At 73.4% G+C, this 25715-nt stretch carries 23 protein-coding genes; 7 read left to right on the top strand and 16 right to left on the bottom strand.

What is annotated here, in order from left to right; translation table 11 throughout:
- Positions 1-16 precede the first annotated feature (16 nt).
- Positions 17-1393, top strand: coding sequence for a hypothetical protein (locus R3E88_19670; GenBank protein ID MEZ4218701.1), 1377 nt, complete (start codon positions 17-19; stop codon positions 1391-1393).
- Positions 1377-2138 carry a hypothetical protein gene (locus R3E88_19665; GenBank protein ID MEZ4218700.1) on the top strand — a complete coding sequence of 254 codons (762 nt, stop codon included), beginning with the start codon at positions 1377-1379 and terminating at the stop codon, positions 2136-2138. The genes R3E88_19670 and R3E88_19665 overlap by 17 nt, the downstream gene beginning before the upstream one ends.
- On the opposite strand, the gene R3E88_19660 is transcribed toward R3E88_19665, so the two are convergent.
- Genes R3E88_19660 through R3E88_19635 form a run of 6 tightly spaced genes read right to left on the bottom strand, consistent with a single transcriptional unit; the run spans position 2135 to position 7728 of the window.
- The gene (locus R3E88_19660; protein MEZ4218699.1) at positions 2135-2689 is read right to left on the bottom strand and encodes an HAD family hydrolase; all 555 of its coding nucleotides are present in this window, start codon (positions 2687-2689) and stop codon (positions 2135-2137) included. The two genes, R3E88_19665 and R3E88_19660, sit on opposite strands and share 4 nt — an antisense overlap.
- Positions 2686-3690 (bottom strand): glycosyltransferase family 2 protein, encoded by a 1005-nt coding sequence (locus R3E88_19655; protein MEZ4218698.1) that lies wholly within the window; start codon positions 3688-3690, stop codon positions 2686-2688. The genes R3E88_19660 and R3E88_19655 overlap by 4 nt, the downstream gene beginning before the upstream one ends.
- A complete protein-coding gene (locus tag R3E88_19650; GenBank protein MEZ4218697.1) occupies positions 3691-4524 on the bottom strand; it encodes a WecB/TagA/CpsF family glycosyltransferase in 834 nt (277 codons plus the stop codon).
- Entirely contained in the window at positions 4506-5684 is a 1179-nt protein-coding gene (locus R3E88_19645) for a hypothetical protein (protein ID MEZ4218696.1), read from the bottom strand. Before R3E88_19645 ends, R3E88_19650 begins: the two co-directional genes overlap by 19 nt.
- 5 nt (positions 5685-5689) lie before the next feature.
- Positions 5690-6703: a glycosyltransferase gene (locus R3E88_19640; GenBank protein MEZ4218695.1), complete on the bottom strand. Its 1014-nt coding sequence runs from the start codon at positions 6701-6703 to the stop codon at positions 5690-5692.
- Entirely contained in the window at positions 6700-7728 is a 1029-nt protein-coding gene (locus R3E88_19635; GenBank protein ID MEZ4218694.1) for a glycosyltransferase family A protein, read from the bottom strand. Before R3E88_19635 ends, R3E88_19640 begins: the two co-directional genes overlap by 4 nt.
- A gap of 83 nt (positions 7729-7811) precedes the next feature.
- On the opposite strand from R3E88_19635, the gene R3E88_19630 reads away from it, so the two are divergent.
- Positions 7812-8399 carry an SIS domain-containing protein gene (locus R3E88_19630; protein ID MEZ4218693.1) on the top strand — a complete coding sequence of 196 codons (588 nt, stop codon included), beginning with the start codon at positions 7812-7814 and terminating at the stop codon, positions 8397-8399.
- A 28-nt stretch (positions 8400-8427) separates the two neighbouring features.
- On the opposite strand, the gene galE is transcribed toward R3E88_19630, so the two are convergent.
- From galE to R3E88_19615, 3 genes are read right to left on the bottom strand one after another with little or no spacing between them, the layout of a single operon-like run.
- Positions 8428-9411 carry a UDP-glucose 4-epimerase GalE gene (gene galE / locus R3E88_19625; GenBank protein MEZ4218692.1) on the bottom strand — a complete coding sequence of 328 codons (984 nt, stop codon included), beginning with the start codon at positions 9409-9411 and terminating at the stop codon, positions 8428-8430.
- Between the two features lie 8 nt (positions 9412-9419).
- A complete protein-coding gene (locus R3E88_19620; protein MEZ4218691.1) occupies positions 9420-10190 on the bottom strand; it encodes a nucleotidyltransferase family protein in 771 nt (256 codons plus the stop codon).
- Positions 10191-10202: 12 nt separating this feature from the next.
- Positions 10203-11189 (bottom strand): GHMP kinase, encoded by a 987-nt coding sequence (locus R3E88_19615; protein MEZ4218690.1) that lies wholly within the window; start codon positions 11187-11189, stop codon positions 10203-10205.
- Positions 11190-11466: 277 nt separating this feature from the next.
- Here R3E88_19615 and R3E88_19610 point away from each other — a divergent pair, with 277 nt between their 5' ends.
- The 3 genes from R3E88_19610 to R3E88_19600 are packed head-to-tail and all read left to right on the top strand — an operon-like array spanning position 11467 to position 14905.
- Complete coding sequence (locus tag R3E88_19610) at positions 11467-12615, top strand: Gfo/Idh/MocA family oxidoreductase (protein MEZ4218689.1); 1149 nt, start codon at positions 11467-11469, stop codon at positions 12613-12615.
- Entirely contained in the window at positions 12612-13640 is a 1029-nt protein-coding gene (locus tag R3E88_19605) for an NAD(P)-dependent oxidoreductase (protein ID MEZ4218688.1), read from the top strand. The genes R3E88_19610 and R3E88_19605 overlap by 4 nt, the downstream gene beginning before the upstream one ends.
- Positions 13637-14905: a glycosyltransferase family 4 protein gene (locus R3E88_19600; protein MEZ4218687.1), complete on the top strand. Its 1269-nt coding sequence runs from the start codon at positions 13637-13639 to the stop codon at positions 14903-14905. Before R3E88_19605 ends, R3E88_19600 begins: the two co-directional genes overlap by 4 nt.
- A 10-nt stretch (positions 14906-14915) precedes the next feature.
- On the opposite strand, the gene R3E88_19595 is transcribed toward R3E88_19600, so the two are convergent.
- Positions 14916-16487: a lipopolysaccharide biosynthesis protein gene (locus R3E88_19595; GenBank protein ID MEZ4218686.1), complete on the bottom strand. Its 1572-nt coding sequence runs from the start codon at positions 16485-16487 to the stop codon at positions 14916-14918.
- Between the two features lie 30 nt (positions 16488-16517).
- Positions 16518-17330: a 2OG-Fe(II) oxygenase gene (locus R3E88_19590; GenBank protein ID MEZ4218685.1), complete on the bottom strand. Its 813-nt coding sequence runs from the start codon at positions 17328-17330 to the stop codon at positions 16518-16520.
- Between the two features lie 200 nt (positions 17331-17530).
- Between R3E88_19590 and R3E88_19585 the strand changes: the two genes are divergently transcribed.
- Positions 17531-18760, top strand: a complete 1230-nt coding sequence (locus tag R3E88_19585) for a heparan-alpha-glucosaminide N-acetyltransferase domain-containing protein (GenBank protein MEZ4218684.1) — start codon at positions 17531-17533, stop codon at positions 18758-18760.
- 18 nt (positions 18761-18778) lie between these two features.
- Here the strand turns inward: R3E88_19585 and R3E88_19580 are convergent, their stop codons facing one another.
- From R3E88_19580 to R3E88_19560, 5 genes are all read right to left on the bottom strand, one after another.
- A complete protein-coding gene (locus tag R3E88_19580) occupies positions 18779-20842 on the bottom strand; it encodes a NosD domain-containing protein (protein ID MEZ4218683.1) in 2064 nt (687 codons plus the stop codon).
- A gap of 182 nt (positions 20843-21024) precedes the next feature.
- On the bottom strand, positions 21025-22536 hold the full coding sequence (locus tag R3E88_19575; GenBank protein ID MEZ4218682.1) for a hypothetical protein: 1512 nt from the start codon (positions 22534-22536) through the stop codon (positions 21025-21027).
- Positions 22537-22702: 166 nt separating this feature from the next.
- Positions 22703-22906 (bottom strand): DUF5989 family protein, encoded by a 204-nt coding sequence (locus R3E88_19570; protein ID MEZ4218681.1) that lies wholly within the window; start codon positions 22904-22906, stop codon positions 22703-22705.
- 35 nt (positions 22907-22941) lie between these two features.
- Positions 22942-23391, bottom strand: coding sequence for an SxtJ family membrane protein (locus tag R3E88_19565; protein MEZ4218680.1), 450 nt, complete (start codon positions 23389-23391; stop codon positions 22942-22944).
- A 25-nt stretch (positions 23392-23416) separates the two neighbouring features.
- Positions 23417-25246, bottom strand: a complete 1830-nt coding sequence (locus tag R3E88_19560) for a carbamoyltransferase (GenBank protein ID MEZ4218679.1) — start codon at positions 25244-25246, stop codon at positions 23417-23419.
- Positions 25247-25715 lie beyond the last annotated feature (469 nt).

Raw genomic sequence — 25715 nt, 5'->3', positions numbered from 1 at the left:
CGACCCGAGGAAGCACATGGCGATCGACGAGCAGGACCTCGAGGGCGGCGGCGGCGTACCCGACTTCCTCCGCGACCCGATGGGGATCCTCACGCGCCACTGGCGCTGGATCTGCCTCGGCGCGCTCGTGGGGGTCGGCGTCACGGCGTTCCTCGTGGCCACCTGGAAGCCCGTCTACGTCGCGAAGGCGTCGATCCTCGTCGCGAGTCAGCAGATCCCGCAGGAGTTCGTCCGCACGACCGTGCCCGAGGACCCGTTCTCGCGGCTCAACGCGATGGTGAGCGAGGTGCTGTCGCGCCAGAAGCTCGTCGCGCTGATCGAGGAGTTCGAGCTCTACGGCGACATGCGGGCGCAGATGCCGCTCGAGGAAGTCGTCGGCACCATGCGCTCGAAGATCACGATCCAGGCCCAGGGCGGGCAGCGCCACAACACGGGCGAGACGGCGCGCGTCTACATGATCTCGTACGAGGCCGACGATCCGAAGGTCGCGGCCGCGGTCGCGAACCGCCTCGCCGGCCTCTTCCTCGAGGCGGGCATCCAGTCGCGGATGGAGCGCGCGGAGGAGATCAGCCGCTTCCTGCGACAGGAGCTCAAGCGCTCGGAGGAGCTGCTGCGCGAGCAGAACCGCGCCATCGCCGAGTTCAACGAGCAGTACCGCGGCGAGCTGCCGAGCGAGCTCGGCGCGAACCTGCAGAAGCTCGAGCGCCTGCAGCAGCAGAAGCAGTCGCTCGAAGTGCAGATCATGGACGCGGAGGCGCGCATCGCGACGCTGCCCGCGACGAACGATCCCAACTCGCCCGAGGCGCGACTCGCGGCGCTCCGCCAGCGCTACGACGCCGAGCTCGCCGTCCACACCGACGAGCACCCGACCGTCATCGCGCTCCGCCGCCAGATCGAGGCGCTCGAAGCGGCGGTCGCGGGCTCGACGAGCCTCGGCACGTCGCACAGCGCCCTCGTGCTCGGCGCGCAGCAGCAGATCGCCACGCTGCGCACGCAGCTCGCCAACGTCGAGGGCGAGCTCGCCGTGCTCGACTCGCGCGTCGCGCGCACGCCGAAGCGCGGCGAGGAGCTCGCCGCCCTGACGGAGAAGGCCAGCGTGTCGCGCGAGAAGTACCTCGACTTCCTGCGCAAGGTGAACGCCGCCGAGCTCGCGCAGACGCTCGAGAACGCCCAGCAGGGCGCGCAGGTCTCGATCCTCGACCGCGCCTTCCCGCCGCGCACTCCGGAGAGCTCTCGCACGCGGCGCATCCTGACGGGAATCGCGGCGATCTTCGGGCTCGCGCTGGGGGCGGGGCTCTTCCGCGAGTTCCTCGATCCCGTCCTCGTGCACAGCGACCAGGCGGAGAAGATCACCGGGCTGCCCGAGCTCGGCTCCGTTGCCCACATCGGCTGACGAACGGGCGCCGTCGCCGCCGTCCTCCGCGGTCGCCGGGCTCGCCCTCGCCGCGGCCCTCTCGCCCGTTCTCGTCGATCTCGTCCGCCACGCGGCCGCGAACGCCTTCGCGACGCCGTGTCTGTTCTTCGCGGTCGCGCTCGTCGTGGCCGCGGCGCGCGCGCGCCGTGAGCCGCCGCGCGCACCGGCGCTCGGGCTCGCGCTCGCGGGGGTGGCCGGCGTGGCCGGGGCGCTCCTCGCGGCGGCCGACTGGCCCCGCTTCGGCCGCCTCGCGCTGCCGCTCGGGGTGCTCGGCCTCGCCTTCCGCACCGGGCGCCCCACCCCGCGCGCGGCCGTGCTGGCGATCTGGCTCGTGCCCCTGCCCCACTTCGTCGCCGCGCTGCCGAGCCCCGTGCTCGAACGGACGTGGCTCTCGTTCGCCGACGCGCTCGTGGCCCCGCGCGGTGCGACGTCGATCCGCCTCGTCGCGGAGGACGCGGGCCTCGCGCTCGCCTGGTGGCTCGCGGGCGCCGGCTATGCGCGCGCTCTCGCCGTCGGCGCGAAGCCCGCGCACGCGCTGCGACTCTGCCTCGGAGGCGCGATCGCCGCCTTTCCATTCCAGCTCGCCGCGGTCGCCGCGGCGCTCGCGATCGCGGCGAGCCCGCGCGGCGGCGCGGTGGCGGCGCAGACCTGGCTCCACGTCGTGGTTCCCATCGCCGTGCCCGCGCTGGCGCTCGTCGCCGCCCCGCTCCGACCGCGTCGTTAGTCGGCCGTCGGCGCGTCGCGGCCCGCGACGGCGGCCGCGCGCGTCGCCGACAGGATGTGTCGGGCGGCCTCGCGGAGGTCGCGTGCGACCCGCGGCGCCGCGCTCGCGTCCGCGCGCAGCAGCACCGCGCCGGCGAGCCGCGCGTTGCGCGCGAACCCGACGTCGCGCTCGCTGTCACCGACCATCCAGCTGTGCGCGACGTCGATGTCGAGCGCGGCGCGGATCCGGTCCATCAGGCCGGCGGCCGGCTTGCGGCACGCGCATGCGGCGCTCGGCGCGTGCGGGCAGTGGAACGTCGCGTCGATCGCGACCCCTTGTCGGGCCAGATCGGCCACGAGGTGCGACTGGAAGCGGGCGAACTCGTCCTCGCTGTAGTAGCCGCGTCCGATCCCGCTCTGGTTCGTGACGATGGCGAAGCGGAACCCGCCGGCCGCGAGCGCACGCAGCCCCTCGACGACGCCGTCGAGCAGGGCGTAGTCCGCGACGCGGTGCGTGTAGCCCTCGTCGTGCACGAGCGTTCCATCGCGGTCGAGCAGCACGTAGGGCGTCACGTCGCGGCACCTGCGCGCGGCCCGAGGCGCCGCGCGGGGACGCGCGCCGCGAGCCCGCGCCACACGTCGCGCCACTCGCCCGCCGCGTGCGTCGGGCGCGCACGGCCGACGGCCGCACGCGCGAGCGCGACCGGGAGCCCGGCGAGCCGGAGCAGGTTCGCCGCCACGAGGCCGGCGCGGCCGTAGAAGCGCGCGAAGTAGCGCGCGCGCGCCTCGTAGTAGTAGGCCGGGCGGGCCGCGGCGGTCGGGCTGCCGACCGGCGTCGACGAGCTGCGCCCCTCGTCGTGCACGACCACGGCGGCGGGCTCGTAGAGGAGCCGCCAGCCCGCCTCGCGAGCGCGTCGACAGAAGTCGAGGTCCTCGAAGTACAGGAAGTAGCCGTCGTCGAGCGGCCCCACGCGCGCGAAGACCTCGGCCCGGACGAGCACGCAGGCGAAGCTCAGCCACTCGGGCGCGTCGCTCGGCCGGTCGACGGACGGCGACAGCAGGGGGTCGTGGGGGCGCAGCAGGCGGCGGAGCCAACCGAGATCGACGGACTCGACGAGCTCGCCGAGGGGCGTGCGGTAGCGGAAGGCGCTCTGCTGGAGCCGCCCGTCGCCGTCGACGATGCGCGGCCCCGCGATGCCGACGTCCGGACGCGCGTCGAGCGCGGCGTGCAGGGCGTCGAGCGCCCCCGGCTCCAGACGCGCATCGCTGTTCAGCAGCAGCGCGCGCTCGCAGCGCACGCGTGCGAGACCGAGCTCGTTTCCCGCCGCGAACCCGCCGTTGCGCGGCGACGCGACGATCTCGACGGCGGCGCCCCATCCCGCCTCGCTCGCCGCCCCGCGGAGCCGCGCGAGCGAGTCGTCGCCCGATGCGTTGTCGACCAGCACGATGCGGTCGCGCCGGCGGTCGATCTGGGCGAGCGCGCTCTCGACGGCGGCGCGCGCGAGGTCGGGCGTCCGGTAGTTCACGACGACGACCGCGCAGCGGATCTGTGCGGAGCCCGCGGCCGGCTCCACCTAACGTCCCAGCGCCCGCGCGAGGCGCGCGCGCAGCACGAGGGCGACGAACGCGGTGTTCGTCACCAGGTAGCGCCGCCACATGCGACGCGGCTCCTGCAGCAGCCGGTAGAGCCACTCGAGCCCCGAGCGCTGCCAGGCGAGCGGCGCGCGCTGCGTGACGCCCGCGACGACGTCGAACGACCCTCCGACGCCGTGGCACACGGCGACGCCGAGCGCGGCGCCGTGGCGGGCCAGGAAGATCTCCTTCTTCGGGCTGCTCATGCCCACGAAGAGCATCGCGGCGCCCGACGCGCGGATCGCGTCGGCGACGGCTGCGGACTCGTCGTCGCGGAAGTAGCCGTCGCGCGTGCCCGCGATGCGAAGCCCGGGGTGGCGCGCTTCGAGCGCGGCGGCAGTGCGCGCGAGCACCTCGGGCTTCGCACCGAGCAGGTAGATCGAATCGCCGCGCCGGGCGGCGCTCGCGACGAGGTGCTCGAAGAGGTCGATGCCGGTCACGCGCTCGGGAAGGGGCGCCCCGAGGAAGCGGCTCGCCCAGACGACGGACATGCCGTCCGCGAGCACGAGGTCGGCCGACACGACGGAGTCGCGCAGCACGGCGTCGCTGCGCATGTGCACGAGCTTCGCGGCGTTCACGACGCCGAGGAGGATGCGCTCGCCGCGATCGATCGCGCGCTCGCAGCGCGCGACGACCTCGGCGAGGGTCGCGGCGTGGACGCCGACGCCGAGGACGTCGCGCACGGGAAACGCGGCCGCGATCGGCTCGTTCCCGCGCGCAGCGCCGTCTCGCGTCGCGGGCCCGGTCGCGCCTTCGTTCAGGATTCGTTCAGCCACGTGTGGAGCACCCAGCCGGGATGGTACGGCCGGGACTCCCAGTCGACCGCCCGCGGCGGAAAGGCCGGGTCGAGGAAGCGCAGACGCAGGTCCTCGCGCACGCGCGAGGCGGCCGCCCGGACGGCGCGCATCGACTTGTTGGGGCCGATGCGCGCGACCTTCCGCCAGATCACGGATTCCGCGTCGTCGATCAGGCTGCGGCCGATCTCGGGCGCCTCGGCCATCCACTGCAGGCCGCGCCGGATCGCGTCGCCGAACGACGGCCCGCCGGCCTCCTCGAGGTCGAGGAGGCACATCGGCGCCATGGCATCCTGGTGCACGCTGTAGACCGGATAGCCCTCGACGACGGCACCCGTGCGCGCGTCGTAGTGCCACCACCACTGGCCGCCTTCGCCCTGCACCTCGCAGATCTGCGCCGCGCAGAGGGAAGCGGCGTCGAGCCCCCGGTCGGCACCGTAGCGGCGGTGCAGACGCGAGAGCGCCTGGATCGGATAGACCTGGTCGGCGAAGCACGCGACGTGCGCGCGGAAGCCGGGCCTGGGCTCGCCCACGCGGTGCGGAAAGACGCGCGCGTGCGCGGAGAAGCCCTCGAGGAGGCGGTGGGCGATGCGGCGCGCCGTTCCCTCGCGGCTCGATCCCGGGGCTGCGGCGAGCGCCGAGACGAGCCAGGCGAGCTCCACGGTGAACGGGCTCGCCTGCTTCGACTCGAGCGCGAGCGCGCGCTCGAGGGCGCGAGCGGCATCGGGATGGCCGAGCTCGAACGCGGCCCAGGCGCACAGGGAGGCGTCGCCGAGGTCGTCCGTGTCGCGTGCGTGTGCGAGCGCGCGCGACGCGAACTCGCGCGCCGTCTCGCCCGCGAAGAGCGCGCGCTGCTGGTCGTCGTCGAGCCAGCGCGCGCCGAGCAGCACGATCGCCGAGTAGCGGAGGCTCTGGCCCTCGGGTGCGATGGTGCCCGCGGCGTCGCGGCGCAGGCAGTGCACGAAGATCCGCTCGTCGCGATCGAACATGCGCGGGAGGCCGCGCTGCGAGACGTCGACGAGCCGCGCGATCAGCTCGCGCGTGTGCGCGTCGCCCGCGCTCGTGCGCGCGATGCGCGCCGTGGTGCGCCCGCCCGCGGACGCGGGGGGCGGGCTCGTCGGATTCGCTTCCATCGACTCCATCGGATTCATCGCGACTCGTCGCGCTCCCCGCCTGCCTGTGGTCGACGCGACGATTCGTCGCGCTCCCCGCCTGCCTGTGGTCGACGCGACGACTCGTCGCGCTCCCCGCCTGCCTGTGGTCGACGCGACGATTCGTCGCGCTCCCAATCGGCCAGCCGCCCCGAGCGGTTCAGGCGCCAGGCGCGGAATTTCGTGATGGCGGCGACGAGGGCGTAGACCGGGAGGGCGGGCCAGACGCGGACGTCGGCGAGCAGCGGACCGAGCGCTCCGCCGTAGTCGCTGCCGTCGTTCGCGACGAGCGCCGGGAACTGCTCCCGCAGCTGTCGCCAGCCCTTCTGGCTGCGCGTCTTCACGGCCAGCACGCCGGCCAGGTCGCGCGGCGCGGTGATCGTGAAGGTGGCCCCGGCGATGCTCGCGCGCTCTGCTGGCGCGAAGCAGAGCCGGACGTAGCCGTCGTCGCTGATGATGTCGGGAAAGGGGCCGACGCGCGCCCGCCCGGCCTCGGACAGGGCGTAGACGCCCGAGCCGATCGTGCCGCTGCGGTGATAGGGAAGGCGCATCCAGACCCGGTAGTAGGCGCGCGCGGCCCACGAGCTCTCCCCGAGATCGACCTGCATGCGCGGAGCGGCGACGAGCGCCTCGCCCCGCCGCAGCACGGCGGCCACGCTCCGCAGCGCGGCGAGCGGGAGCGAGACGTCCGCGTCGACGAAGAAGCGCGGAAACCCGCGTGCCTCCGCATCACCGCGGACGAGCGCGCCGTGCTTCGACGGCCGCTCGAGCTCGACGACGCGGACGGCGCCGGGATGCTCCGCGGCGACCGCCCTCGCCCGCGCGGCCGTCGCGTCGCGACAGCCGTTCGCCACGACGACGATGTCGAGCTCGCCCGGCTCCGCTCCCTCGAGCATCGCGCGCAGGCAGCGCTCGATGACGGCTTCCTCGTCGTGCGCGGGAACGACGACCGAGACGGGCTGCACGGCCGCCGCGTCGTGCGCGCGCGCCATGTCGACGGCTTCCCTCATTGCGGCGGGGCCTCCGCGACGTACGCGCGCGAGGGCGCGGGCGGCGGAAGGCGGGAGGCGAGTGCCTGGAGCACGCCGACCGCGCTCGGGATCTTGTAGAGGTACGCGTGCAGGCCGTAGGCGAGCGCGCGACCGAGGCCGACGCCGCGCGCGTGCGCGACGCGCCGCGCCTTGCGCGCGCCGAGGAGCGCGAGTGCGAGCAGGGGAGCCGCGACGAGCACGGCGGCGAGGCGCGGGCTCGCGGGAAGCGCAGCGACGCCCGCCGCGACCGGCAGCACCTGCCACGCTGCGTGCACGAGGGTCGCGCGCACGCGTTCGCTCCAGTAGCCGCGCGTCGCACCGCCCGTCGCGAGCGCGACCCACCCGCACGCGAGCCCGCTCTTGCGCCCGCGCGTCCAGTAGTCGCCGAGCCCGCGCAGGTCGAGGTCGTGCACGGCCATCGGGTGATCCAGCCGCCGGAACCCGAAGCCGGCCTGCCGCAGCCGGAACCCGAGCTCGGGCTCCTCGCCGACGCGCATGCGTTCGTCGAAGCCGCCGGCGGCGGCGATCGCCTCGCGACGGTAGAGCGCGTTGCCTCCGACGAAGTCGACCGTGCCCTCGCCCGCCGGCCAGTCGAGCTCGCACACGGCGTGGTAGAGGTTCGCGGCCGGGCGCGCCTCGACGAGCGATCCCTCGACGCCGGCGAGCTCCGGATCGGCCGCGAGCGCGGCGCTCCCCGCCGCGACCCAGCCGGGGGCGATGCACGTGTCGCCGTCGACGAACTGCACGAGTGCGCCGCGCGCCCGCGCGAGCCCGGCGTTGCGGGCGCGCGCCGCGCTCGCTCCGGCGCGCTCGATGTGGAGCACCGCGTCGACACCCGCGCGCGCGGCGATCTCGGGCGATCCGTCGCGCGAGCCGGAGTCGACGTAGAGGATCTCCACCTCGTGCCGCGGGAGCCCCTGCGCGGTGAGCGACGCGAGCGCGTCGCCGAGACGGGCCGCCTCGTCGAGCCCGATCACCACGAAGGAGACGCGGGGTTCAGTCACGCGCGCGCTCCTTCGATATCGTTGCGCCCCCGCGACCCGGCGCGCTCGAGCGCCGCCGCCACGACGACGGAGCCCTCCCCCGCATGAGCGCCCACGACTTCCGCGCCTTCATCGACGACTACTACGCGCGCTTCGCCGCCGCCCTCCAGGCCTTCGACCGCGACGCGCTCGCGCGCGTGCTCGGCGTGTTCCAGGGCGTCGCCGAGAGCGGCGGCACGCTCTGGGTGGCGGGCAACGGCGGCAGCGCGTCGATCTCCGATCACACCGTCTGCGACACGACGAAGGGGACGCACGCGAAGGGCGTGCCGCCGATCCGTTCGATCTCGCTCGCCGCCAACAACGCGATGCTCACCGCGCTCGGCAACGACATCGGCTACGACCACGTCTTCAGCCGCCAGCTCGAGTACTACCTGAAGCCGGGGGACGCCCTGCTCGTGGTGAGCTCGAGCGGCAACTCGCCGAACGTCGTCGCCGCCTGCGCGTACGCGAAGGAGCGCGGCATCCCGACCGTCGCGTTCACGGGCTTCAAGGGCGGCAAGCTCGCGACGATGGCCGACGTGTGCGTGTGGATCCCGGTCGAGAACTACGGGATCGCGGAGGACACGCACCAGAGCCTGATGCACTGCCTCACGCAGTTCCTCGCGCTCGAGCGGGGCTCGGTCCGCGAGTGAGACGCGCGGCCGTCCGGCCGTCGCGCGCTCAGTCGCCATATCCGTTCGGGTGCGCGCGGTGCCACTTCCACGCCGTCTCGACGACGGCGTCGATCTCGGTGTAGGCCGGCCGCCAGCCGAGCACGTCCCGCAGCCGGTCGTTGCTCGCGACGAGGCGCGCCGGATCGCCGGGGCGCCGCGCGGCCATGCGGTACGGCACCTTCTCGCCGGTCACGCGCTCGAGCGCCTGCACGACCTCGAGCACGGTGTTCCCGCTGCCCGTCCCGATGTTGAAGATGCCGCCGCCCGGCTTCGACCCGGGGGCCGGGCACCACTCGACGGCGAGCTCGTGCGCGAGCGCGAGGTCGTCGACGTGGACGTAGTCGCGAAGCGCCGTCCCGTCGCGCGTCGGATAGTCGCTCCCGAAGAGCTGCACCTCGGGCCGCTTTCCCGTCATCGCCTGGATGACCAGCGGAATCAGGTGCGTCTCGGGTGCGTGGTCCTCGCCGTGCGCGCCGTCGGGCGCGGCGCCGGAGGCGTTGAAGTAGCGGAGGATCGCGTACGACAGCCCGTAGGCGTGCGAGAAGTCCTGGATCATCCACTCGATCGCGAGCTTCGAGTAGCCGTACGGACAGACCGGGTTCTTCGGCGCGTCCTCGCGCAGCGGCATCTCGTCGGTCTCGCCGTACGTCGCCGCCGTGCTCGAGAAGACGATCCGGCGCACGTCGTGCTCGATCATCGTCTCGAGCATGCCGAGCGTGTTCACGGTGTTGTTGCGGTAGTGGTAGGCGGGGTTCTCGACCGACTCGGCGACGTTCGTCGCGGCCGCGAAGTGCATCACGGCCTCGATGCGGTGCTCGTCGAGCAGCCGGCCGAAGAGCGCGCGGTCGGCGATGTCGCCGACGACGAGGACCTCGGCCGGGAGCGTCCCGCGGTGCCCCTGACACAGGTTGTCGAGGACGACGACGTGGTGGCCCTTCCGCATCAGGTGGCGGGCCGCGAAGCTGCCCACATAGCCCGCTCCGCCGGTCACGAGGATCCTCACCGTGCTCTCCCTTCCGCAGTGCGCGCCTGCGCGCGCGCGCGGAGTGCGCCCGCGCGCACGTCGCGCTCGATCTCCGCGAGCGCTTCGGGCGTGCCGACGTCGCGATGGTATCCGTCGATCCGGAAGCCGTGCATGCGCCCGGCGAGCCGCGGCAGCACGTCGTGGCCGAGGTCGAGGACGGCGCCCTTCGGAACTGCGTTCGCGAGCGCCTCGTCGAGCGCGCCCGTCGACACCGCGTAGATCCCCGCGTTCGCGAGCGTCGAGGCCGGTGCGCTCGGCTTCTCGACGAAGTCGACGATCCGGTCCTCCGCGTCGAGCGTCGCGATGCCGCAGGCGCGCGGGTCCGGGGCGTCGAACAGCGCCATCGTGACCTCGGCCGCGCGCTCGCGGTGGAAGGCGAGCAGCGCGCGGAAGTCGACGGCACTCGCGTTGTCCGCGTACACGACGACGAAGACGCCGTCGTCGCTGCCCTCGAGCCACGCGAGGTTCGCGCGCAGGGTGCCGCCCGAGCCGAGGAGCGCCGGCTCCTCGAAGACGCTCCACGCCACCGGGCCCTCGGCGTTGCGCGCCGCCACCCACGCGCGGACCTGCTCGGCGTGGGCGTGCACGTTGATGCGCGCGTCGAGCAGGCCGTCGCGCGCGAACGCGTCCTGCCAGTAGTCGAGCAGCGGCCGCCCGGCGACCGGCACGAGGCACTTCGGAACGCGGTCGGTGAGCGGCCGCAGCCGCGTGCCCAGACCGGCGGCGAGGACGAGGGTGCGCGCCATGCGTCGGGTCGCCTAGCGCCGGTTCCCGATGAAGATCACGCGCGAGCCGCGCGGGTCGAAGCGCACGGGGAGCTCCTTCGGATGGCCGAGCTCCTCGCGGATCGCGCCGTGGCGGTCGCGCGGCGCGAACAGCATCAGGAAGCCGCCGCCGCCCGCGCCGAGCAGCTTCCCGCCGTACGCGCCGGCGCGCCGGCCGCGCGCGTACCAGTCGTCGATCGTGCGCGTCGAGATGCTCCCGGTGAGCGAGCGCTTGAGCTCCCACGCCTCGTCGAGCTTCGCGCCGAAGACGTCGAAGCGCGGCGAGTCGCTCGCGCCGAGCACGTCGCGCAGCTCGCCCGCGATGTCGCGCATGCGCCGCAGGACGTCGAGCTTGCGCGCCGTCGCGCGCGACTGCTCGGAGAGCAGCTGATTCGCGTCGCGCGTCCCGCCCGTGTAGAACAGCAGCACGTGGTCGGAGAGCGCCTCGAGCATCGCGGCGCTCCCGGGCACGGGCTCGACGTGCACGGTCTCGTCGGGGTTGAAGCGGATGTACTGCAGCCCGCCGTAGGCGGCGGCGTACTGGTCCTGCTTTCCGATCGGCGCGCCGAGCCGGTCGATCTCGATCTCGCACGCCTGTCGCGCCAGCGTCTCGGGCGCCTCCGCGCGCCCCTTGTAGGCATAGAGCGCCGTCAGCAGGCCCACGGCGAGCGCGCTCGACGAGCCCATGCCGGTGCCGGCGGGCACGTCGCCGATCGTCGTGATCTCGAGCGCGCGGTCGAGGTCGGTGATCGCGAGCGCCTCGCGCACGAGCGTGTGCTTGAGCTGCGCGGCCGTCTCGACCACCTCCGTCGTCGAGTACGCGACGCGGATCGTCGAGTCGAAGCGCGTGCCGACCGTGACGTACATGTGGCGATCGATCGCCGTGGACAGGACCGCTCCGTACTCCTCGCGGTAGAAGGCCGGGAGATCCGTTCCACCGCCGGCGAAGCTGATGCGGTACGGCGTCTGCGAGATGATCATGCTGGCTCCCGAGCATAGTCCGCGGCGGCGGGGTCCCCGAATCGGCTCCGGTCGCCGTGGGCTGAACCCGACGGCGCGAGCCCTCAAGCGCGAGCCGCGCGCGCGCCGATGCGGCTCCGGTCGGCGCACCGCCGGGCGACGCGACCCGAGGTGAGTGGCCGCGAGCGGGCCTCGGGTTGCGCCGCGGCCGTGCGATCGCCGCGCTGGTGGCGTCGACGGGGATCCGGTAGAGAGCCGCCTTGCGGCGGATCGCCGCCGCGAGGGGCCACACACAGGGATGGATGCGACGTCGGAGGCAGCGGGCGCGAGCGGGCGCGGCAGAGAGAGCGCGCGCGCTGCGCAGCGCGCGCGCGTCGCCGTCGTCGGCGCGGGCTACATCGCGCGCGAGCATCTCGCCTGCCTCGCGACGCTGCGCAACGCCGAGGTCGTCGCGGTGTGCGATCGCTCGGCCGTGATGGCCGAGGCCACCGCCGACCAGTTCCGCGTCCCCGCCTGGTACACCGACCACGCCGCCATGCTCGCGGCGGCGGCGCCCGACGTCGTGCACGTCGCGACGCCGCCCCGCTCCCACGTCCCGCTGGCGCTCGCCGCCCTCGAGGCCGGTGCGCACGTGTTCGTCGAGAAGCCGATCGCGACGAGCGCGGCCGATCTCGCGACGCTCGAGCGCGCAGCGCGCGAGCGCGGGCTCTGGCTCGTCGAGGACCACAACTACCTCTTCAACCCGGCCGTGCAGCGCATGCTCGCGCTCGCGCACGGCGGCGAGCTGGGCGACGTCGTGCACGTCGAGGCCACGTTCTGCGTCGACATCGCGGGCGCCGGGAGTCGCCACGCCGATCCGAACGGCCCGTCGCCGTTCGCCGGGCTGCCCGGCGGCCCCTTCCTCGACTTCGCGACGCACCTCGCCTACCTCGCGCACGCCTTCGTCGGGCCCCACCGCAGCGTGCAGCGCATCGCGCGCAAGCGCAGCGCGAACCCGGCCCTCGCGGCCGACGAGCTGCGGGCGCAGGTCGACGCCGAGCGCGGAACGGCGTGGCTCGGCTTCAGCTCGCACTCGCAGCCGGACGCCTTCTCGCTGCGCGTCCACGGCACGCGCCTGCGCGCGGAGGCGAGCCTGTTCGAGCCGCTGCTGCGCGTCGAGCGCGTGCGCGGCGGCCCCTCGCCGCTCCAGCCCGTCGCGAACGGACTCGACGCGGCGCGCGCGTTCGCATCGTCCGCCATCGGAGGGCTCGCGCGGAAGCTCTCCGGGCGTCCGCTCACGTACGCGGGGCTCTGGACGCTGCTCGCGCGCCTGTACGACGCGCTCGAATCGGGCGAGGCGCCGCCGATCGCGCCGGCTGCGATCTCCGCGACGAGTGCGCTCGTGTTCGATCTCCTCGACGGCATCGGCGACGCGGACGCCGCGCCCGCCGCGGAGCGCCGCGCGTGAAGGTGCTCGTCACCGGCGCGGGAGGCTTCCTGGGACGTCGCGTCGCGGCGGCGCTCGCGGGCGCGGGCCACGACGTGCGCGCGCTCGTGCGCCCCGGACGCGACGCGCGCGCCCTCGGCCTCGCGCCGCCGATCGAGCCCTTCGTCGCCGACCTGCGCCACGCCGCCGACCTCGACCGCGCGCTCGAGGGCGTCGACGCGGTCGTGCACCTCGCCGCCGCGATGTCCGGAAGCGACGCGATCCGCTTCGCCGACACCGTGATCGCGACGGAGCGGCTCTTCGACGCGATGGCGCGGAGCTCCGTCCGGCGCCTCGTGCTGTGCAGCAGCTTCTCGGTGTACGACTGGACGCGCGCGCGCGGCGTCGTCGACGAGTCGCTCCCGCTGCGCGAGCGCCCGTACGACTGCGGCGGCTACGCGTCGGCGAAGGTCTGGCAGGAGCGCCTCGCCGAGCGCCGCGCGGCCGAGCTCGGGTGGGAGCTCACGATCCTCAGGCCGGGCTTCATCTGGGGTGATGCAAACCCCTGCCCGGACGACACCTATGGCCGCACCGTCGGCGGGCTCCACCTCGTCTTCGGGCCGCTCCGCCGGCCCGCCCTCACCCACGTCGACAACTGCGCCGACGCGTTCCGCGCCGCGCTCGAGAGCCCGGCCTCCGTCGGCCGCGCGATCAACGTGACCGACGCCGACGACGTCACTGCCTGGCGCTTCCTCGGCGACCACGTCGCGCGCTCGGGCCGCGGCGGCCGCCGCGTCCCGATTCCCTACGCCTTCGTCGCCCTGCTGGCCTTCGCCGTCCAGCGCGTCGCCGCGCTCGTGTGGGGGGCGCGCGCGAAGCTGCCGAGCCTGTTCGCGCGCGGCAGCTTCGCGGAGGGCTACCGCCCGCGCCGCCACGCGCGCGCGCGCCTCGAGGCGCTGCTGCCCGCGCACCGGCCCGGCGACTACGCGACGTGCCTCGACCGCACCTACCCGCCGCGCGCGCGCTCGTCCGCCGCGCGCGCGCCCGAGGAGCCGCACCGCCCGTGACCGCGACGTCCGACGCCGAGCCCGTCCCGAGCGGCGGCGCCCCGCTCGAGATCGCCTATCTCGCGAGCATCTACCCGCGCGCCGTCGACACGGCCGTGCGCAACGAGGTCACCGCGCTGCGCGCGATGGGCCACCGCGTCCACACGTTCTCGATCCGCAAGGCGGACGACGCGCAGATGGTGACCGACTTCCACCGCAGCGAGCGCGCCGCGACGACGTACCTCTACTCCGACCACCGCTTCGAGACGCCGCTCGCCGCACTCGCGCTCGCGCTCGGCGCGCCGCGTCGCTTCGCGGCGGGGCTCGCGCTCGCGTGGCGGACGGCCGCGCCCGGCCTGCGCGCGCTCGTCTGGCAGGCGGCCTACTTCCTCGAGGCGTGCTTCCTGGCGCGCGCGCTGCGCGAGCGCAGCGTCGAGCACCTGCACTGCCACATCGGCGAGAACTCGGCGTCGGTCGCGATGCTCGCATCCGCGCTCTCGGGCGTTCCGTTCAGCATGACGATCCACGGCCCGTACATCTTCCGCGCGCCCGAGCGCTGGGCGCTCGGCGAGAAGATCGTGCGCAGCGCGTTCACCGTCTGCATCACGGAGTTCACGAAGAGCCAGTGCATGATCTACGCGCCGGTCGAGCACTGGCCGAAGCTGCGCGTCGTGCACTGCGGCCCCGACCCGGCCTTCCTGGCGCAGGAGCCCTCCCCCGTCGCCGCGGATGCGAAGCGGCTCGTCTGGGTCGGTCGCGTGTGCGAGGAGAAGGCGGTGCCGATCCTGCTCGAGGCGGCTCGACGCGTCGCTTCCGACGGCCTCGACTTCGAGCTGCTGTTGATCGGGGACGGCCCCCTGCGCGAGGCGTCGGAGCGGCGCATCCGCGACGCGGGGCTCGCGGACCGCGTGCGCATCACGGGCTGGATGAACAGCCAGCAGATCGTCGAGCAGATGGCGACGGCGCGCGGAATGGTGCTGCCGAGCTTCGCAGAGGGCCTTCCCGCCGTGCTCATGGAGGCGATGGCGATGGCCCGCCCGTGCATCAGCACCTACATCGCGGGCATTCCGGAGCTCGTCGAGCCGGGGCGCAACGGCTGGCTCGTGCCGGCGAGCGATGTCGACGCGCTCGCCGACGCGATGCGCGCGCTGCTCTCGGCGAGCGTCGACGAGCTGCGCGCGCTCGGCGCGGCCGGCCGCGCCGCCGTGCTCGCACGGCACGACCCGAGCGTCGAGGCGGCGAAGCTCGCGGCGCTGATCGCGGGCTCCGCGCGCGGCGCGCGCTAGCGCGCCGCGCTCAGGCGGTGCCGGCGCTCGGTCGCCGGCCGCGGCCGAACCTTCGCGCGAGCGAGCGGCCGAGCCGGGCGCGCTCGTCGCTCGCGAGCAGGCCGAACCAGACGACCCCGGCAGACGCAGCGCTGAACAGCGCCCCCCACAGCGCGAGCTCGAAGAACGCCTGCCAGCGCGGCGCGACGTCGCCGAGCGGCAGAGGCCACGCGTGGGCGCCCGCCCAGGCCGCGGCGAGCGGGAGCGCGAGCAGCAGCGTCGGGCGCGCGGCCGCCTCCCAGAAGAAGCGCCCGAGGGCGATGCCCTCGCGTCCGGCGTACGGCCAGAGCAGCACGAGCGCCGTCGCGACGTGGGCGATGGCCTCGCTCCACACGAAGCCCGCGTAGTCGAGCCAGGCGTAGAGCGGCACGATCAGCCCGAGACGCGCGACGAGCGAGAACACCATCGAGCCGATCTCGAGGCGGAACTCACCGCGCCCGCGCAGGTTCGCGGTCGCCATGCTCGAGAGCTGCTTGAAGACGTAGGCGGCGGCGAGCGCGCGGAACGTCCAGGCCGCGAGCGGCTGCGGGTCGGCCGTCCACACGAGCATCGTCCGCTCGGCGAAGACGGCGACGAACCCGATGGCGACGAGTGCGGCGGTGAAGAGCGCGAGCGCCCCGCGGTTGTGCATGTGCCGCGCGCGCTCGCTCTCGCCCCCCGAGTGGAGCTGCGCGAACGCGGGCATCATCGGCGTGTGGATGGCGCCGGCGGCGGTCTGGCACAGGCGCATCATCCGGCGCGCCAGCTCGTAGCTGCCGAGCACGGCCGGCCCGAGCAGGCTCGAGAGGGCGATCTTGAAGCCCTCGTTGCTGAGGAAGTTGAGCGCGAAGACGAGCTGGAAACGCCCGCCGAGCGCGACGACCTCGCGGAGCCCCGCGCGCGTCGCCCGCAGCGGCGACAGCACGAGCTGCGGACACACGCGCCGGCACCACACCCAGCTGAGCGCGATGCCGGCGAGCTCGGCCGCGAGGTTCGCGACCGCGAGCCCGACGATGCCGTGGCCGCGGCGCACGAGCGTCCAGCCGAGCGCGAGGTAGGCGAGCGACGTCGCGATCTGCCCGACGGAGCTCAGGTCGGTGCGCTGGAGGCCGGCGAGGATCTGCCGCACGCACCCGATGCTCAGCATCGAGAAGACGGTGACGCAGACGATGAGGAACCCGGTCCGCGCCTCGGGGAGCATCGCCTCGGGAACGCTGCTCATGCGGAGCAGCCACTCGCTCGCGAGCGCGAGCCCGACGAGCCCCAGGGCCGCGACGCCGCCGATCAATACGAGCCCGGCGCCGACGCGCTCCGCCAGCCCATCGAAGTCGCGCCGCGCCTCGAAGTCGGCCGTGAACTTCGCGTAGGCGTTCCCGAAGCTCACGCCGATCACGTTGATCGAGTTCGAGAGGCTGAAGAGCAGCGCCCAGACGCCGAAGCCCTCGAGCCCGATGGCGCCGAGCACGATGGGCGTGAGCACCATGCTGCTCGCCGCGCGCACCACCTGCGCGAGGCCCGCGAGCCCCGAGCTCCGGACGAGGCGGCCGAGCGTCACGCGCGCCATTCGGTGGGCTCCGGGGCCGGCGGGGGGCGCCTAACGTGCCGGCGACTTGCGGACGAGGCCGCGCAGACGGTTGCGAACCCGCCGCCACGCCTTCTCCGCGGGCATCAGCACGTGGCCGCGGAGCGCCTCGTCGGGCCGCGCTCGGAAGATCGTCGTGTGGCGCGTGCCGTCCCAGCCGGCCGGCGCCTCGCGCGTGTAGTAGTAGGCCGCGAACGAGTTCCGCGTCTCGCCGTCGGGGCAGACGAGCGGCGTGACGCCGTGGAAGCTGATCTCGCTCGTCTGGAACACGGCGCAGCGGTTGAACTTCGGGACGAACGACGCGCCGCGCTGCCGGACGCCGGTGTCCCACAGCTCGAGCTCGCCGCCCCACCCGTCCTGCCAGCGCGGATTCAGGAACACGAGGATGTTGAGGCGCCGGTGCAGGCCGCGGTTCTCGATCAGGTTGAAGTCGACGTGCACGTCGAGCCGGCCGCCCGACCCCATGATGTGCATGCCGCCCCCGACGAGCTCGTCGTCGGCGAGGAGCTTCGGGATGCCCGTGATGCGCTCCAGCGCCGCGCGCCACTCGGGCGCGGCGAGCGCCTCCTCGAGGCGGGCGATCGGCTCCGGGAAGCGCGCGCGGTCGCACACCTGGATCTTGAGGTTCTCGTTCAGCGCCTGGAACTCGCGGCCGAGGGCGAGCGCTTCGTCGTAGCTCGGATACGCGGCGGCGACTTCGCGCGCGAACGCGGGCTCGAGGAAGTCGTCGATGTGGAAGTGCCGGAACGGCTGCGCGGACTCGAAGGCTCGCTGGATGGCGTCCTCGTCGATCGGACGGATGCGATCCCAGGGGCTCCGAGACATGCGCTCCTCCTGCCGCGGCTCGCTTCGCTGCGGCGCGCGGCCCGTATCGGGCCGACGCGGCGCCGAACGTAGGGCAACACCGCCCGTCCTTCTCGCTCGCGGTGACTCACGAGCGGCGGTGGAGCCTCCGATGGGGCGATCGGACTCGCCGTGCGACGCGCGGCGTGGGATACCGTGTCGCTCCGCGAACGGGAGGGGGCGTGCCCGAACGAGACGAATCCGCGACGCGCGTGCCGGTCGCGGCGCCGTGGCCCGAGCTCGACGTGCTGCGCGGGCTCGCGGCGATCGCGATGGTCGCGAACCACGCCGTCGCGACCTGGTATGCGCCCGGCGTCCCGCTCTCACCGCTCGCCGACGCGCTCTTCGCGATCGGCGGCTTCGCGCCGGTGCTGTTCTTCTTCGCGACCGGGTTCGGCAGCGGCCTCCAGTCGCTGCGCGCCGGTGGCCACCACCGCTACGGGCTCGCGCGCAAGCTCGCGATCCTCGTACTCGCCGATCAGTTCATCCTGTGGCGCTGGGGCAAGGACCCGTGGCTCGGCGTCGACTTCCTGACCTTCATCGCGCTGTCGACCGCGGTGGTCGAGCCGCTGCGGCGGGCGCGGGGCGCGACGCGGATCGCACTGTCGGCTGCGGGAGGCGTCCTGCTCGCCCGCTTCCTTCTCGCGCCCCTGATCGACGTCGCGGCGGCCGACGCGGGGACGTCGTGGCTGCTCCGGCTCGCCGGGCGCGCCCCGACGCCGGGCATCGCCTACCCGCTCCTGCCGTGGATCGCGATCCCGCTGCTCGGGTTCGCGGCGGGCCGCGAGCTCGGCCGGCACCGCACCGCGTTCGAGCGCGCGCCCTGGCGGGTGATCGCGCTCGGCGCCGCCCTGTGTGCGCTCGGCGCTGCGACCAGCGCCCTGCTCGCGAGCCACGGCTTCGTCGTGAACCGCTACGGCGTGATGTCGGCGGGCTATGCGCCCCTCGTGCCTGCGGCCATCGGCGGCGCGGCCGCGATCGCCGTCGCGATCGCGCGCGCGCCCGCGCTGGCGCGGGCGGTCGAGCTGCGCGGAATGGCCTCGCTCGCCGTCGTGCCGCTCCACTTCGCGGTGCTGTACGCGATCGCGCCCGAGGTGCGCCCGGCGCCGCGCGATGCCGCGGTCGCAGCACTCGTCGCCGCATCCGCGGCGCTCTGTGTCGCGGCGGCCAAGGTCTTCGCCGCGGCCGTCGCGCGCGCGAACGCGGCGGCTTCCGCCCGCGTTCGGCTCGCGTCGTGGATGGTCGCCGTCGGCTACGTCGCGGGGGTGGCGGGGGTTCTTCTCGTGCCGCTCGAGGCCTCGCCGCTCGGCCGGCACCTCTCTGCGGCGGGCGCTCAGCTCGTGCTGTGCGCACTGCTCGTGCTCGACGCGCCCGGCGGGCGCCGCTCCGCACGGGCGGAGCGGCGCCGCTGAAGCGCGTTCCGACCCGGGTCAGGGCAGCAGGTAGGGCGCGACCGGGGGCTGGCCGGACGGCGGCGTCGTCGTGCCACCGCCGCTCGATCCGCCCGTGCTTCCGCCACCGGCTGAGCCGCCCGTGCTGCCGCCGCCGCTGCCGGGCACGCCGCCCGCCGGCGGCCCGCTGTAGCCCGAGCCCGGCACGGGCGTGCACGTCCCGCCCTCGAAGAGGATCTGCGCGGGCAGCTTGCACAGGGAGCTCGCGTTGAAGTCGTCGCCCCAGGCGCCGATGCCGGCGTGCACGTCGGCCCAGCTGCAGGACTCCTGGCACCACCACGTGGGCGGCGTCGTCGAGCGGTACAGGCTCGGCGGGATGGTGTCGCCCGACCAGGTCGCGGGAGCGCGATCGCCCTCGGCGTTCGTGCCGAGCGACGGCGACGGCCCCGGGTTCGAGCTCGGGCACGAGCCCTTGCCCGAGCCGCAGTTCGTCGTCGAGAGCGGCGAGTCGATCTGGAACCCGTGCGGATCGCGATAGAGGTTCTTCTCGACGTGCATGCCGTCGACCTGGTCGTCGAAGTCGTGGAGCGGCCCGAGGCAGCCGGGGAATCCGTTCACGCAGGCCGCCGTGCGCATGTAGAACGGAGCGGTGTTCCCGATCCAGACGAGGTCCGAGGCGATCGGCCAGGTGCCGTCCTTGTCGCGGTTCGTCGTGATCGCGGCGAACTTCGACGACGGCCCGATGACGCGGTTGCGGTAGACGGTGATGCGCGCGCCGTTGCGCCCCCACCAGTGGTCGGCCGTCATCATCTCCGAATCGACGTCGTTCCCCTCCCACAGCGATTCGCGCACGAAGCGCCCGTGGTTGAAGAACGACTTCTCGCGCGGCGAGGCGCCCGCCGTCCGCGTGTAGTTGTAGGCGGAGATGTTGCCTTCGGCGCCCGCCTCCTGCTTGCTGACCACGGTCATCTGGATGAACGCGTTGTTCTCGATCACGTTGTCGGCGGCGCCGCTCGAGACGTGCAGCCCCTCGGTGTTGAACTGCGTTCCCTGGACGTCGTCGATGCGGTTTCCCTGGAACCAGTTGCGCATCGACATGCGGAAGCGCACGGCGTCCTGGTCGAAGCGCTGGAAGTGGTTGCCGACGATCCACGAGTTCGCGGCCGCCGCGACCGTGAGGCCCGCGGCCTTCCCGAAGTCCGTCCGGACCGTCGAGGTGCTCGTCTCGAACCCGCAGCTCTCGACGCCCACGTTCTCGATCGGAACGATGAGCGTGACCTTCTTCGCGCCGCAGGTGGACACGTTGTAGTCCATGCGCAGGGGGCGATCGATCGTCAGCGTGTTCCCGCTGATCGCGACGATCTTCGCGTAGTGGTTGAAGACGTTCTTGCGCTGGAGCGGGTCGGAAGCGGCCTGCGTGGGAATCGAGTCGATCAGCTCGCACGTCTCCCGGCCGTCGTCCATCTGGAGCATGACCCAGTCGCCCGTCGAGAAGCCGGCGCTGCTCGACACGCCGATCTGCGTGTTGCCCGCCTGGTAGCCGTTCGTCCAGCCGACCTGGTTCCGGAACATGTCGGGCGCCGCGATCGACACCGCCATCGCGCCGCACATGTTCGCGTTCCAGCTGCCCGAGTCGTCCTTGCACTGGTGCGCGACGCGCTTGTCGAACATGCGGAACCGCGTCCGGTTCGGGTCCTGGCAGCGGAGCACCACGTCGGAGCGGCTGATGGTGATGGCGTTGGCGGGCGCGCCGTAGGCGCCCATCTCGTACGTCCCGTTCGGCACCCAGACGACGGACCGCGCGGGGGCGTTGTCGACCGCGCAGTCGATCGCGCCCGCGTCGGCGAAGCCGTTGGCCGCCGGGTCGGGCGTGCTGCAGCCCCAGGCCGCCGGAATCGGCTGCTTGCCCGACGCGCACGGGGCCTTCGTGCAGCTGACGTCGTACTCGGGCCAGCTCTGGGCCTGGTGGTACACGGTCTCGTCGAACGGATAGAAGTTGGCGACCTGCTGGGCGGGAATCTTCAGGCTTCCGAGCGCGATGGACGTCGCGGCGGTCGACGCCGACGCGACGAGGGCGGAAGCGATGGTGGCGAGGGCCGTCATCGCGACGCGCGAGCGGCTTCCGGGGTGACTTCGACAGACGGCCATATCCGTTGGGAACCTCGCTGTCCGCGCGCGCGGGCACACGGAGGGACATTCTCGAGTGGCGGGCATGATCGGATACCTCCGCCGCGATGGCCCGTGACGAGTGTCACCCGCGAGGACGGATGCCCGAACGGCACGCGTCAGCGAGCGCGCGTCGCCCCTCGGCGCGCGGCGGCGAGCGAAGCCCCGCGCGCATCGCGCGCCGCCGCGGGCGCGGGGAGCGCGGCCGGGGGGCCCGACCCTTGTGCGGTGGCGACGGCCGCGCCGCGGTCGGCGACGCGCGCCGGCGCGCGCGCAGCGCGCGCCTCGTTCTCGACGATGCCCTGGACGGTGCCGAGCAGCGCGCCCGACAGCACGATCGGGAGGAAGGTGAACAGGCCGTTCGGAAGCAGATCGACCGCGAGCAGGGCCACGATCAGCGCGAGCGTCGCCAGCAGGGAGGCGTCGCTGCGGTCGCGCACGCGGGGAAGCCGGCGGTAGACGACGAGCACGGGGATCAGGATCAGACCGAACGTGAGGATCATCCCGAGGATGCCGCGCTGTCCGAGCTGGATGATCCAGTAGCCGTCGGTGATCGTGATGTTGCCGCCCCGTCGCTCGTCGTACACCCGGCTGCGGTTGTAGCCGCCCCACCCGAACAGCACGCGCTCCTGCGCCTTCACGAGCAGGATGTCCTCGTTGACGAACCGGTAGTCGAGCGAGTGCGCGCGAGCCGCGCTGACGGCCGAGGCCGCCGACACGAGCTCCTCCGTCGGGAACATGTCGTAGCTGCGCAGCAGCGGATAGGTCGCCGTGAGGGCGGCGAGCCCGGCCGCGAGGGCGACGCGGTGGCGCGGGCGCAGGAAGAAGATCGCGCCGAGACCGACGATCGAGTACGCGATGGACGCGTACCCCTTGCACGCCGCCACCATGCTCCCGAGGTAGGCGGTCGCCGCGCGTCCGTCCACGGGCAGGTTGCGCGCGCGCGCCGCGAGCAGGCCGGCCGCGGCGAGCGTCGCGACCGACATGAACTGACCGACCGCCAGCCCGTTGGGCATGAAGACCATCGGGCGGTACGAACCCCCTCGCACGTGCTGGTGGAACGAGTGGGGGAAGAAGCCGTAGATCCAGCGGTTCAGCTGGGGCGACAGGCGCAGCTCGATCAGGATGAGTGCGGAGTACACGAGCCCGGCCACGACGATCACGAGGAGCAGATCGCGCAGGTCGCGGCGAGAGCGGAACATCGCGCGGCCGATCACGAACGGAAGGAAGAAGCGCAGGAAGTCGCGCACCGCGTCGGACACGGCGTCGTACGGGACGAGTCGCGGCAGGATGCGCGGGCCGTAGGTCAGCACGTCGCCGTTCGTGAGCGCCGTGCCGATCGAGGCCAGCATCAGCAGGAAGACGACGCCCTCGACGCCGAGGCCCGGACGGATGCGGAGGATGCGCCGCGGATGCAGGAACAGCACCGACGCGAAGAGCGCGAGCGAGGCGATCTCCTCGCGGCCGGTCGGCGGGATCAGCGGGAAGTCGAAGGCGAAGCGCGTGGGCAGGAAGAGGATCGTGCCCAGCATGAGCGACGCGGCGGCGATCGCCGGGCGGGCCGACGAGACGACGACGACCGTGATCAGCGGCCACGCGAGCAGGACGCTCTTGATCAGCCAGTCCCGCACGCGCCCCGCCTCGCGTCCGCCGGCGCACGGCCGGCGGCCTCGCCCCGCGATCCGGGCCGTCCCCCCGACGACCCGCCTTCGCGGCGCGCGCCACGGCACATCGGCTCGATCGCGAGCGCGCCTTGACCGCGCTCGCCCCGCCCTCCGCGCCTCCCGCGCACGCCGGTCAGAAGAGCGTGTAGATGAACGGCGCCGCCGCGCTGCCGCCCAGCAGGACGAGCGCGCCGAGGCCCAGCACCGACAGCACGATCGGCGCGAGCCACCACTTCTTGTTGTCCTTCAGGAACTCGACGAACTCGCTGACGATGCCCTGCTGCTCGCCCCGGGCCGCCTGCGAGGCGAAGTCCTTCGCGTCCTTCTTCTCCGACATGGCTTCTCCTCCCCGCGCGGCGTCGCCGCGCCAGGCTAGAACTGCTTGAAGTAGCTCTCGGGCGGTCGCGCGGGACGGCAATCCGTCCAGTAGCTGGTCTGGTCCGCGCGGAACGCGCGGTTCATCGGGTCGTTCCCGGACGCGCGCAGCAGCACGCCGATCGGCGTGATCACGAGGAAGAAGAGCGCGCCGAGGATCACGTACGAGAGCACGAACCCGATCGGGAAGGCGGCGATCGAGAGCCCGACGAAGAGCCACTTGTTCGCCTTCGGATACACGAGCGACGTGAGCGCCGCGAGGACGCCGAGCGCGAGCAGCACCCCGGCCACGGTCGGGCGCGCCGCGCCGAGCCAGCCGCCCGCGAACACGAGCTTCTCGAACCAGGCGAGCGCCGCCAGCGCGGCGAAGCCACCGAGTGCGATGAAGCCGAACTGCCGCAGCGTGCGCGCGTCGGGGGAGAGGTTGAGCTCGATCATCTGGGCCATGGCGTCGTCTCCACTCCGCGCGCGTCTAGTCGAGCGCGAACTCCGCCAGGTAGGCGGCGACGTCGATGTCCTGCGCGTCCGGCTGCTGCTTCTTCAGCAGCACGAAGTTCTCGAGTGCCAGGACATCCATGTTCGTCGCCATGAAGCAGCGGTACGCGTCCGCGGGCGACTCGACGATCGGCTCGCCGCGGACGTTGAAGCTCGTGTTGATGACGACCGGGCAGCCCGTGCGCTGCTTGAAGCGTCGCACGATCGCCGCGAAGCGCGGATGGCGCTCGTCGTCGAGCGTCTGGACGCGCGCCGAGAAGTCGACGTGCGTGATCGCGGGAACGACGGAGCGGAGCTGCTTGAGCTTGTCGAGGCCCTTCCGGCCGTCGTCGTCGACGGGCAGGCGCTTCTCGGGACGCACGGGCGCGACGAGCAGCATGTACGGCGAATCCTCGTTCGGCCGCATCTCGAAGTACTCGTCCACGTCCTCCCGGAGCACGGCGGGCGCGAACGGCCGGAACGACTCGCGGAACTTGATCTTCAGGTTCATCGTCGCCTGCATCTTCGACGACCGCGCGTCGCCGAGGATCGAGCGCGCGCCGAGCGCGCGCGGGCCGAACTCCATGCGGCCGCCGAAGTGCCCGACGACGTTCTCCGTCGCGATCAGCTCTGCGATCCGGTCGACCGCCTTCTCGTCGTCCTCGTAGTACTCGTACACGGCGCCGGCGCCGTCGAGGAAGGCGCGGATCTCGTCGTGCCCGTAGCGCGGGCCGAGCAGGGAGCCCTGCATCGCATCCCGGCCGCCGGGGGCGCGCGGGTTGTCGAGCAGCTGGTGCCACACGAAGAGCGCGGCGCCGAGCGCGCCGCCCGCGTCGCCCGCCGCGGGCTGGATCCACACCTGGTCGAACGGCCCCTCGCGCAGGATCCGCCCGTTCGCCACGCAGTTGAGCGCCACGCCGCCGGCCAGGCAGAGGTTGCGCATCCCCGTCTTCGCATGCGCGTGGCGCGCGATGCGCAGGACGATCTCCTCGGTCACGACCTGGATCGATGCCGCGATGTCCATCTCGCGCTGCGTGATCTCGCTCTCGGGCTTGCGCGGCGGCCCCCCGAAGAGCGCGTCCATCTTCGGCGACGTCATGACGTCGTTCGTGCAGTACGCGAAGTACGACATGTCCATGCGGAACGATCCGTCCTCGCGGAGGTCGAGGAGGTGCTCGAAGATCGCGTCCGCGTAGACGGGCTCGCCGTACGGCGCGAGCCCCATCAGCTTGTACTCGCCGCTGTTGACCTTGAAGCCCGTGAAGTACGTGAAGGCGGAGTAGAGGAGCCCGAGGGAGTGCGGGAAGCGGAGCTCCTGGAGGAGCTCGATGCGATGGCCGCGCCCGACCGCGATCGAGCCGGTCGCCCACTCGCCGACGCCGTCGAGCGTCAGGATGGCGGCCTCGTCGAACGGCGACGGGAGGAAGGCGCTCGCGATGTGGGACTCGTGGTGCTCGGTGAACACGAAGCGGCCCGCGTAGCGCCCGTCGAGCCCCTCGCGCAGCTCGCGCGGCGTGTGGAGCTTCTGCTTGATCCAGAGCGGCAGGCCCATGAGGAAGAGCTTGAAGCCGCGCGGCGCATAGCTCACGTACGTCTCGAGCAGGCGGTCGAACTTGAGCAGCGGCTTGTCGTAGAACGCGACGAGGTCGACGTCCTCGTGCGAGATCCCGGCCTCGCGCAGGCAGTAGTCGATCGCGTGGCGGGGGAACTCGTGATCGTGCTTCTTGCGGGTGAACCGCTCCTCCTGGGCGGCGGCCACGATGCGCCCGTCCTGGACCAGGCAGGCGGCGCTGTCGTGGTAGTACGCCGAGATCCCGAGGATGTTCATCGTCCGTTGCCTCGCCTTCGCGCCCGGTGTCCGCGGGCCTCTCCCCGATGCGCCCCTCGCGAGCGCGCGAGCATACCCGAGTCGCGCGCGGCTCAACGCGCGACGGGCCGACTCCGACAAGGGCGAGTGGCCCGCGCGGAGCGACCCGTGACGGAACGCCGTCGCGCGGGTGGCGTCCGGCCTCCGAAGGCGGGAGGAGCGGCGGCCGGAGCCCGCTAGACTGCCCCGCCGCGGCAGCGCGTGCGCAGACCGCGCGCAGGCGTCGGCACGGAATCGTCCGCCGGCGCGGGGCGCCCGCCCGCGATGCGACCTCGGAGAGAGCGAGCGACGTGCAACCGACACCGAGGCCCCGCGCCGGGCGACTCACACCGCGATGCGGAGCCCGACCCCGAAGCCGTTCCCGCGCGACCGCGCTGCCGGTGCACGCGACGCGTCCCGCGGCCGAGCGAGCGCCTCGCCGGGCGACGCA

Source organism: Myxococcota bacterium (assembly GCA_041389495.1).
Classification (GTDB): domain Bacteria; phylum Myxococcota_A; class UBA9160; order UBA9160; family UBA4427; genus JAWKRT01.
Note: the sequence above shows the minus strand (reverse complement) of the source record. Positions and strands in the feature narration are given on the sequence as shown.